Below are 8,829 nucleotides of genomic sequence, written 5' to 3'. Positions count from 1 at the left end.
ACTATATAAATCAAAAAAGTGGAGATGTGTATATTTACCTAGAGTTCTGTGCCGAAAATGAGTTGGGTAATGCACAAGAATTCAAAGGGAAGTGTATATTTTCTATAGATGGACAGACTCAAGTAAATATTTTTGAATAGTTGATACTAATTTATTCGCTCTAAATGAAAAGGGCTAAACCTCTAAAAATGAGGGGGAATTTATGTAGCTATACTTTGAATAGGCAATACTACATATTACTTTTTTCACTTTCTTCTTATTTTTATCTAACTTTAGTGAAAAACTGATACAACTCAAATTGAAGTAAAAGTGCCGTTAAACTCAAAAATATTGATAAATCGACTGTAAATTGAGCTCTTGTTGCTATTAATCAATATTAAACTTGCATAATTAAGTTAAAGCGCCTATAAAGCTAACTCGTCGGTGCGGGATGGAGCAGTCTGGTAGCTCGTCGGGCTCATAACCCGAAGGTCGTTGGTTCAAATCCAGCTCCCGCTACCAACCGACTTAATTAATTTTGCTCTGTGATGTATTTATAGTTGCTATTCTGGAAAGAACAAATAGCAATTGAATTAGCTTACATAATCCTAAATAAAGCTAAAAATTATTAGATTCTAGAAATGCAGTTATCTTCTTCTCATCTGTCTAGCGTTATAGTAAATCGAATCAATCACATGAGCTCAGAAATGAGTGATTTTGTGTTAAAAATTATTAATGAATGGCGTATGGCCAAAGCCAGTAATGGCAATGAAATTTGTGTGCAAATTATCCCACTTAAACGTCAACAGAATACGTTGTTAGGTTTTAAATGGGTTGAAGTTGGAAAGAGAGTACTTCTAGAGTCTGGTCAAGAGATTGATTTTAATTTAGATGGAAAAAGTTTCTACACTGATGTTAACCAGCTTTATCGTTTGACATAGATAATTCACACAATGGTAGTATCTTTTTTAGTAAAGATAGATTGGATCAAAATTTAAGGTTTTGATCCATAAATAAACAAAGTTTAAAAGGTTTAAAAGTATGTCTGATAAAGCTACTGGTACTGTTAAGTGGTTCAACGAAACTAAAGGTTTTGGTTTTATTCAAGCTGATTCTGGCGAAGATTTATTTGCTCATTTCAGCGAAATTCAAAGCAATGGCTTCAAGGTTTTGAATGAAGGCCAACGTGTTTCTTATGTTCCTGGACAAGGTAAAAAAGGACCACAAGCAACACTTATCACTGTAATCTAATTAGTTAGAGCAGTGAAAAAGCCCATCGATAGATGGGCTTTTTTATGTTTATTTATTGCACTAGCTTAATTAAATACTATTATAAATTCTAATCTGTTCCTCGATTCTTATGACGAAGTCAAGTTGCTATCAAACTTAATATAAGATCAAGAATGGCCCATTCAATTGAATATCTACAAAAATGTTTATAGTGGTTCTTTTCTTTGAGTAGAATTCATTTCATGTCGGATTGCACTAATATTCTCGTAAATCACTTTACGCAATCTATTTATAGCGCCTAAGGGTCTATGCTCAGGCAGTGAATGCCACGGGGTAAATGAAAGATTCTCACAAAATTCATTCTGAGCAGGCGTATCAAAATTTTGTTGTGGTATATGGATCGTTGCAACTTGATAAAATGGAGCTTGAGCTTCTTTCCATTCAGTCATCGAATCTTCTACGAGCATTTTATTTGATGTTCTCGGTTGGATCAGAAATTCCATACATGCATCACCTTTTTGTAAGCTATTTCGAAGCGCTTCTCTTAAGAAGTCATGATTAGGGTGATCTGGCACTAGTGTTATATTTTGAGAACAAGGCCTTGCTGAATATTTAACTGCCTGACGGTCAGCGCCTAATCCTAATTGATAGGGCACCATTGACCAGTATCGGGCTTGTATTGGATTGGAAATGATTGAGTTTCTCGCTTTAAGCGCATTCATAGTGCCCTGCAAACCTAGGACAAAAGGAATCTGCAATTTTTTGAGCGTACTTTCACTATTTATATTCCGTATAATGGATAAATAGCGATCAGGTTGATTTACAAAAAATACAGGATGATTAATCATAATAAAATCTTGAGTCATTGCTTGATTATCATTCTCCATAATCTTTTTTCCAGTAACGCCTAGAATTTTGATTGCCATGCCGCGCGCATCTTTTTTATTGTCGGCTTGGGTGGCATCTCCTGAAGCATTGGAGAAACGAATCCATGCTGAATATGTTTTATCAGCAATAAAAATGCCTTTCGCTAGGTTTGATGGTAACGATTTTGAGACATGGAATTCTGCCCGAACACAGCCATGTGCTTTAGGATGTGCATCACGTAGCACATGGCCTGCTGCGTACTGTTTACGGATATTTTGTCCAATTTCCTCAGAAATTTGTGCAGCCAAAATACTCTCGTTCGGTTGTAACTTTTCACCTAATTCCGTATCAATGGTTGGATAGGGGATTTTATGTGTATTAGCCACAATGCTTGATTTTTGATGCTGATAAGCGCAACCACTTATACTGATCAGTAGAGGAGTGATTGTGAAAAATAAACCGAAGCGTACTAAAGGCATCAGACCTAACATATATTTGCTCCATAACATAAATCAGTTTAGCAACTTAAAAGATCGTGAGTAGAAGAAATACGCTGATCTAATTGATTTTTATACTTGTGTTCATCATTTGGTCTAGCTTAGCCAGTGGTCATTTGATGTGCTTTCCAAAATGGACTGTTCAACCATCTTTGTTCTTGCTTATATAATGAATATCTTCGATTTTCATAGATTCTAATAATATTATGAGTTTCAGCTAAATAATGTTGATGAGCATCCTTATTTTGATCATATTGTACAATCGTTTCTGCTGCTTTCATTGCGGTATAAATTGCATTAAACAAACCTTGCCCTGCGATAGGATCAAATGCCAATAAAGCATCACCGCAAGCAATCCAGCCTTCCCCTAAACCCTGCTTTAACCAAACACTACGTACATCATGACAACAGATATTTTTTCCAAATTCTAATTTACCAAAAAGCTCAGGTATGATCGCATTGGTTTTAATTATTTCATCCCAGTGTATAGGATAGTTGTGAAGTGCTGCTGCGGTTTTGGGGATTGTGTGATAGCCAAGAACCCATTTTTGTTCTGAAATTTTCCCTGCATATAACCATCCATTTTTATGTGATGAAATGATGGTTTTACTGAGTGAAATACTTTTCTCTGGTTTAAATGTTCGATACAGCGCAACCAATGGTACACCACGATGGCGCTGAATACCGAGTAGACGGATGATTTTTGCGCTGCGGCCTGTTGCATCAACAATCCATTTTGTTGCAATGGATTTGCCACATTCCAATTGAATGTTCCAAATATTACGATCTTTTTTTAAATCCAAAATGTTTGCACTAAATTTTACTATTCCCTCAACATGAGCATGCTGCGCTAAAAGCATATCGAATTTCTGCCGATCAATCCGAAGTCCAAACCCATAGGGATCATGTAAGGCATCAGAAATGATGGGGGACTCGCTTCCCCAAAAAGACATATTTCCACCGACACGAGGTGAATAGTAGCCATTGGCATGCTGCTCTGTTTGTAAATGCTTAATGATTGATTGAAGGCCGAGTTTGGTTAATAAACGAATTGCTGATCCGGGGAGTGTTTCACCAAATTTATGTACCTTATGGCTTGGGTTATCAATGGTGCACACCGATAACCCAGCCAAAGCAAGTTGTCTTGCCGCTATAAGTCCAGCAGGCCCATGACCTGCGATACAAACATCTACCTTTAAGTTATTCATTTAGCGTTTTTGTACACGGACAGAGCGGAATGCCAATAACTGTTCATGACTTGCCCAGCCTGCTTTTTCTAAGTCAGTAAGTGGTTCAACCTTACTTTCTAACAAGTTGGTTGCATGTTCGGCAGCCGTTTTTAATTGACCAGCAATCAGTGTTTCAACATAGATATATTCAGGAATATCTGGATCGTCCTTTACACCTGCACGGACTTCAACAATACCAAGTTCATTAAATTGAGCAATCATACGCTTCATCACTTCGGCAGTATCTGCATTTTGGATTGCGCGTAGCCAACTGTGGCGTTGATTAAAGGCGGCGATACGTTCTTCTCTCGATAGGTCGGGATTTATAACTTTTTGATAGTCTTGTTCCGTGAGAACGTGGTTTGGAACACGGGCTGCCCAAAATGTTGGAAGATAGGGATCGAAATCTGGATCGTATCCAGAGCGGCAGAATGCAGTATCTCCTTGCCATGGGACTGCCATCCAGCGGGTAATACTGCCTGCGACTTGAGCATATAAGGGGCCATCAACTTGCTGAACTTTGATGGGGGTCATTGTTGAGCCATAGTCTGGTTCGGGATTTGTAGCTGCACGTAATCTGATTCTGAATGGTGAACTATACATACTGGCATGACGCATCGGCCATGTCATTTCACAACCGGGATGAAAGGTATCTGCCAGACAATAATGCAAGGCTGCCTGATCTAATGTATGAGGTTGATCTTGTAATGGAACTTGATCTAAAGATGAAGGAGGTTTAATTTCTTCATTAGACCAGTCATCGATAAAATTTCCGTCCACCCAGTTTCGGAGTAGACCTTCTTGTAAACCCGTCATAGTGAGCATATTGCCGGGCCCATTTTCTGGAAAGCTTCCAAACGCATCACCATAAATCCAAGGCCAAATATGTGGCCATTGTACTGGCTCAGCTACGCTAGGTTTGGATGGTCTGAAACTATGCAAGATGGCACGGCGTAATTCACTATATGGATCAGCCAAATTTTTATTCTTTGATTGGAATGAAAGTTTAGCCAGCAGTGCAGGGTTATTAAAATCCATTGGACAGCCTTTGCCAAAGTAGGCTGCAAAACCTTTATTTACCCACTGTAAACCGCCTAGACGTTTCAGGAGTGGCCAAATGTCCTTAGTAAAGGATGGCTTTTCAGGCATCACCATCCAACCTGCATTGACGTAGACATCGCACATAAGGTCGTACATGGTTCGCCAGCTCACAACATCTGGTGCGTAGTTGGGTGGAGCAACAACAACCCACGCAGATTCAACGGGTATCTCGATTCCATTTATGGAAACTGTTGCAGTGACTGGGCCATCGGATGTGTCATCATACCAATCATCAGCATTATTAAAGCTTGGCGGATGGTCTGGATCATAAACAGGTGCATGAGTTGGAGATGCTGATTTACCATGCCCACCTAAAAATAATAAATGTCCATTTTCATCTGTTTGAATTTCACCTAAAGGCACAGTCACAGCCTGTTCCGCTGCTGCTTGGAAAGTTCCAGTATCAAAACGATGTTCAGCACCACCCGAAACATTACGACCAAAAATACTACGTGGGCCTGGATCAATGGCTAATTTATGTCGATTGGCTGGTTTGACTTTGGGATTACGTAGCGTGAACGCATTATCAGGAGCATTGACGGCTTCTGGTATGTCCAGTGCATACTGAAATTGATACCATTCAGCTTTACGGTTGGCAACATGGACAGTCCAGACAATATCTGCATTGTCTGGATTCAGCTCACGGACTACGTCGCCAGCAGCATTGTAGCCATAGATACGGAATCGAGCTGCTTGCCTTTTGATTGCACCAGTCTTATCTCGATAGCTATTGGGCTGCTGGGTTGGGTCTGTTGGAGCATCAACAAGCTCTGGTCCAATAAAAAACTCATTTTCACTGTCACCTACGCGAGCGACCCCAATTGCAGGATGGATTGCTGCACGAACAATCTTGGTATCGATACACGCTGCTGGGGAAATAACAGGACGAGGAGTATCAGGTTCACCTAGAGGTACACCATTTACATTACGGCGTAACTCAGCCGAAGCTGAGTAAACAACACGTCTAGCATCTGCGATAGAACCGACAGGAGCATGTTCAGCAGTGACACGCCAAATATTCATTGCTAAGTTTTCACCATATTCGGCTTGCCCGCGAGCTGAAATATCTTGAATGGGTATGATGATGTCGGCAACGTGAATAGGTGGGCTTAAATCTTCTGGCCAGACGACAGTTGCTTCGTCTAATGGCATACGTTCAGGATCTGTTCTGAGTTGGATCATGAAGCGGAATCGTGCTTCAGAGACTTTTAATCTCGAGATTAAGTCGTTGGCTAAATAAGAAGGGTCATTAGGCGAATGGTTCGGTGGGTCAAGATAAAAAACAGGTTCTAGTTTATATTTTACATACTCATTTGGACCAAATTGAAAGGGTAAACCACTCCAGTAAGCGGAAGCTAAAACACTGGCTACGGGTTTTGCCATTGCATCCAGTAATTCTGAGGTTTTTGGATGAGCTTTTAGATAAGGATCATAATCACCATCGACCACACCAGCTTTGGTAAATTCACACATATCTTTTGCAGTGTCGACAAAAAAAGCATCAAAATTCTGCATCAAGAAATCAAAGGTACTCGCATCAGGGTTACCGAGTATTTTTTTTCCCTCAACATCAAATAGTTTGATCCCGATACCAAGGGTAGATTTGAAGTCCGTATTTGTTGGTGTGGTGTCAGATGAGAAGCGAACCCAGGTCGGGTAACTTTTGCCTAAATTTGAAAATAATCCGACACGGAACTTCTCGGGTAAATCATCACGGATAATGAATTCAGCAGCAGCTACCCCGTGTGGTTTAAGAAATACTGGTCGCATGGCAGGGCATTGACCTTTGCGAATTCTCCCAGCTTGTACCATGTCCACAAACATGGCTTTCAAAGATTCAATCGGGTCTTTTGTACAATCAACACATGGCGTATTGCTGGGCGAATCTGATTTTAAGTGATCCATTTTTTGTCCTTATTATTTTAAAGTGTTTTTATTTTCATCGTTTATGAAATTATAGAAAATATTGTGGGTGGTCAATATGTATGCAATGGAATAAATAAAATAATTCCATATTCTGTTTTAATTAAATTGTTTTTTAAGTTTTTTTATTAAGAATATTTTATTGAAAATAAACAGTGGGTAGTTTTTTTGAATTAATTTTTTAATAAAATCTAAATAAAGCCGAGTATTTGTTAAGTGTTTTTATGATTGGAACAATGTGAACTAATAATTTAAATGTTAATTAGTTCACATATTGATGTATATTTTAGTAACTAGTAGTAACTAGTAGTAACTTGCGATAATAACAGCATTCTTTTTATCTGGTAGCTGTTCGAAGCTAATGTCGGTGGTTGTATTTTTTTGTGTATGAGTGCTTAAGTCACTGAGAGAAATTGATTGAGAATCAATCTTATCTCTGATTTGATTCAACTGCTGACAATCACTAGTGTTATGCTGCTGAGAGCAAGTATCTTCTACTATACTTCCATTCATTTGGATTGTGCTTGCAGAATAACCCACCGAAGCAAATGCCATTAATGATAAAAGTAGGGCAGATTTATAGATATTGTTATACATGTTTATTGCCTTTTATATGATGTATTAAGTATTAATTAACATAAGTATTATTATTAAGGCAATATTAAAATTAAATATTGATTAAATAGTTATTTAAAGTGTGATGTATTTAAAATTTTGCTTTTAAATTGATAATTAATATGTTTATTTGAGTTTGTTAATTGTGTCACATATTTTTGTTTTAATGCGAATTTAAAAACCTGACCTGTCTGGTGTACATTATATGGTCGCTGTAACATATTTTTAAAATTCAAATATGGAACTTAGGTATATCATTACTCTTGAGAAATTATGTTATTACTGTTTTTGTAAGACAAAAAAGCCTAATCGTCGATTAGGCTTTTTGACTCTAACTGGGTTAAATCACATTGCCACAGATGTCTGTTGTACCTTGAGGGTAGCTGAATTGTAGAGCGTTGCGGTCAGTGATCAGCTCAGATGATAGCTCTTGCCCATCTAAATGATTGGAATATATAGAAACTCCGCTATTAATGTTAAAACTAAGATTTTCAAGTGCTGCAGGTAGGGTAGATTGATAGCCTTGATCAGCACCATTGAAGATAAATCCAACCTGTTTTGTTAGCTGGTTGATATAGATACCTAAACGTTGATAATTATCTGTATTACTGGTCACTTTTGTATTCTTGTAATGACCAACTGTCGTAGGTCCAGTACCATCACTAAGTTGATATCTTAATGAATAGAATAATGCAGCTGGATTTTCTCCAAAGTCTGGATCATGAGTTCCAGACTGAAAGCCAAAATCTGAGTGAATTGCATATCCATTATCAGTCATGCCTCTAATCCAGAATGAAGATGTATATGAGGAATCGCCTGTAGGAGGTGGAGTTGGAATTTTTACCTGCATTTCAAATGCAATAATACCTGTCGTAGGTAGAGGAAAATCACCATTATTGTTTGTTGGTTCTAATGCAGCTTTACTGGTTGCGGTGTAGCTGGTGTGGGCTTCTTCTTCAATAGGAGTTGATTTCACTGTAAATCCAAATTTTTGACCATTGATTTCAGGAAATTGAGTGGCTGAAGTGTATCCTGGGTTTTGTAGGTTCCAAGCATCATAATCTTGCTGTGTTGCATCGAAGTTATATTGGCATGTTTGTGCTTGGCTAAAACTACGCAAGTTAAAGTTGCTGGATGTTGTTACTGTTGATTGAGCATTGGAATTATCTTGTGAACTATTTTGATTTTCTCCACAGCCAACTAGGGCTAGGCTAAGTGCAAATATGCTCAGTTTTTTCATTGATTGTTCCTCTGGTGTGTTATTTACGGTTTTTATCAAAAATTAAGTGTGAGAAGTTTTGAAGTTATTAATTTTTAAATTAATAACTTAATTATATTTTTTAAGGTTTTTATAAAAAAAGACCTCTCGTTTGGGAAGAGGTCTTATA

7 protein-coding genes and 1 tRNA gene are annotated in these 8,829 nt (G+C 38.0%); 3 read left to right on the top strand and 5 right to left on the bottom strand.

Going from position 1 to position 8,829, the window contains the following annotated elements; genetic code table 11:
• Window positions 1-424: 424 nt before the first annotated feature.
• The 3 genes from WA352_RS20375 (at window position 425) to WA352_RS20365 (ending at window position 1,230) form a co-directional block, all read left to right on the top strand.
• A tRNA-Met gene (locus WA352_RS20375) sits at window positions 425-501 on the top strand.
• A 185-nt stretch (window positions 502-686) separates the two neighbouring features.
• Entirely contained in the window at window positions 687-920 is a 234-nt protein-coding gene (locus WA352_RS20370) for a hypothetical protein (protein ID WP_004807806.1), read from the top strand.
• 100 nt (window positions 921-1,020) lie between these two features.
• Window positions 1,021-1,230 carry a cold-shock protein gene (locus WA352_RS20365; protein WP_004807805.1) on the top strand — a complete coding sequence of 70 codons (210 nt, stop codon included), beginning with the start codon at window positions 1,021-1,023 and terminating at the stop codon, window positions 1,228-1,230.
• A 185-nt stretch (window positions 1,231-1,415) separates the two neighbouring features.
• Here WA352_RS20365 and WA352_RS20360 read toward each other — a convergent pair whose 3' ends face one another.
• The 5 genes from WA352_RS20360 to WA352_RS20340 all read right to left on the bottom strand — a co-directional run bounded on the left by WA352_RS20360 (window position 1,416) and on the right by WA352_RS20340 (window position 8,681).
• A complete protein-coding gene (locus WA352_RS20360; RefSeq protein ID WP_033133320.1) occupies window positions 1,416-2,567 on the bottom strand; it encodes a catalase family protein in 1,152 nt (383 codons plus the stop codon).
• A gap of 107 nt (window positions 2,568-2,674) precedes the next feature.
• Window positions 2,675-3,781, bottom strand: coding sequence for an FAD-dependent monooxygenase (locus tag WA352_RS20355; RefSeq protein WP_033133319.1), 1,107 nt, complete (start codon window positions 3,779-3,781; stop codon window positions 2,675-2,677).
• Window positions 3,782-6,808 carry a LodA/GoxA family CTQ-dependent oxidase gene (locus tag WA352_RS20350; RefSeq protein ID WP_033133318.1) on the bottom strand — a complete coding sequence of 1,009 codons (3,027 nt, stop codon included), beginning with the start codon at window positions 6,806-6,808 and terminating at the stop codon, window positions 3,782-3,784.
• Window positions 6,809-7,129: 321 nt separating this feature from the next.
• Window positions 7,130-7,423, bottom strand: a complete 294-nt coding sequence (locus WA352_RS20345; protein ID WP_005203129.1) for a hypothetical protein — start codon at window positions 7,421-7,423, stop codon at window positions 7,130-7,132.
• A 358-nt stretch (window positions 7,424-7,781) separates the two neighbouring features.
• Window positions 7,782-8,681, bottom strand: coding sequence for a DUF4882 family protein (locus tag WA352_RS20340; protein WP_005316156.1), 900 nt, complete (start codon window positions 8,679-8,681; stop codon window positions 7,782-7,784).
• Window positions 8,682-8,829: the final 148 nt, after the last annotated feature.

The sequence above is a fragment of the Acinetobacter sp. 102 genome, assembly GCF_037028485.1.
Classification (GTDB): Bacteria; Pseudomonadota; Gammaproteobacteria; order Pseudomonadales; family Moraxellaceae; genus Acinetobacter; species Acinetobacter higginsii.
The sequence above is the reverse complement of the archived record's forward strand: the minus strand, read 5'-3'. Positions and strand labels throughout refer to the sequence as shown.

Excerpts from the sequence above, each read along its gene's own strand:
- WA352_RS20370 (WP_004807806.1), top strand. The coding sequence starts at position 687 with ATGAGTGATTTTGTGTTAAAAATTATTAATGAATGGCGTATGGCCAAA.
- WA352_RS20365 (WP_004807805.1), top strand. The coding sequence starts at position 1,021 with ATGTCTGATAAAGCTACTGGTACTGTTAAGTGGTTCAACGAAACTAAA.
- WA352_RS20360 (WP_033133320.1), bottom strand. The coding sequence starts at position 2,567 with ATGTTAGGTCTGATGCCTTTAGTACGCTTCGGTTTATTTTTCACAATC.
- WA352_RS20355 (WP_033133319.1), bottom strand. The coding sequence starts at position 3,781 with ATGAATAACTTAAAGGTAGATGTTTGTATCGCAGGTCATGGGCCTGCT.
- WA352_RS20350 (WP_033133318.1), bottom strand. The coding sequence starts at position 6,808 with ATGGATCACTTAAAATCAGATTCGCCCAGCAATACGCCATGTGTTGAT.
- WA352_RS20345 (WP_005203129.1), bottom strand. The coding sequence starts at position 7,423 with ATGTATAACAATATCTATAAATCTGCCCTACTTTTATCATTAATGGCA.
- WA352_RS20340 (WP_005316156.1), bottom strand. The coding sequence starts at position 8,681 with ATGAAAAAACTGAGCATATTTGCACTTAGCCTAGCCCTAGTTGGCTGT.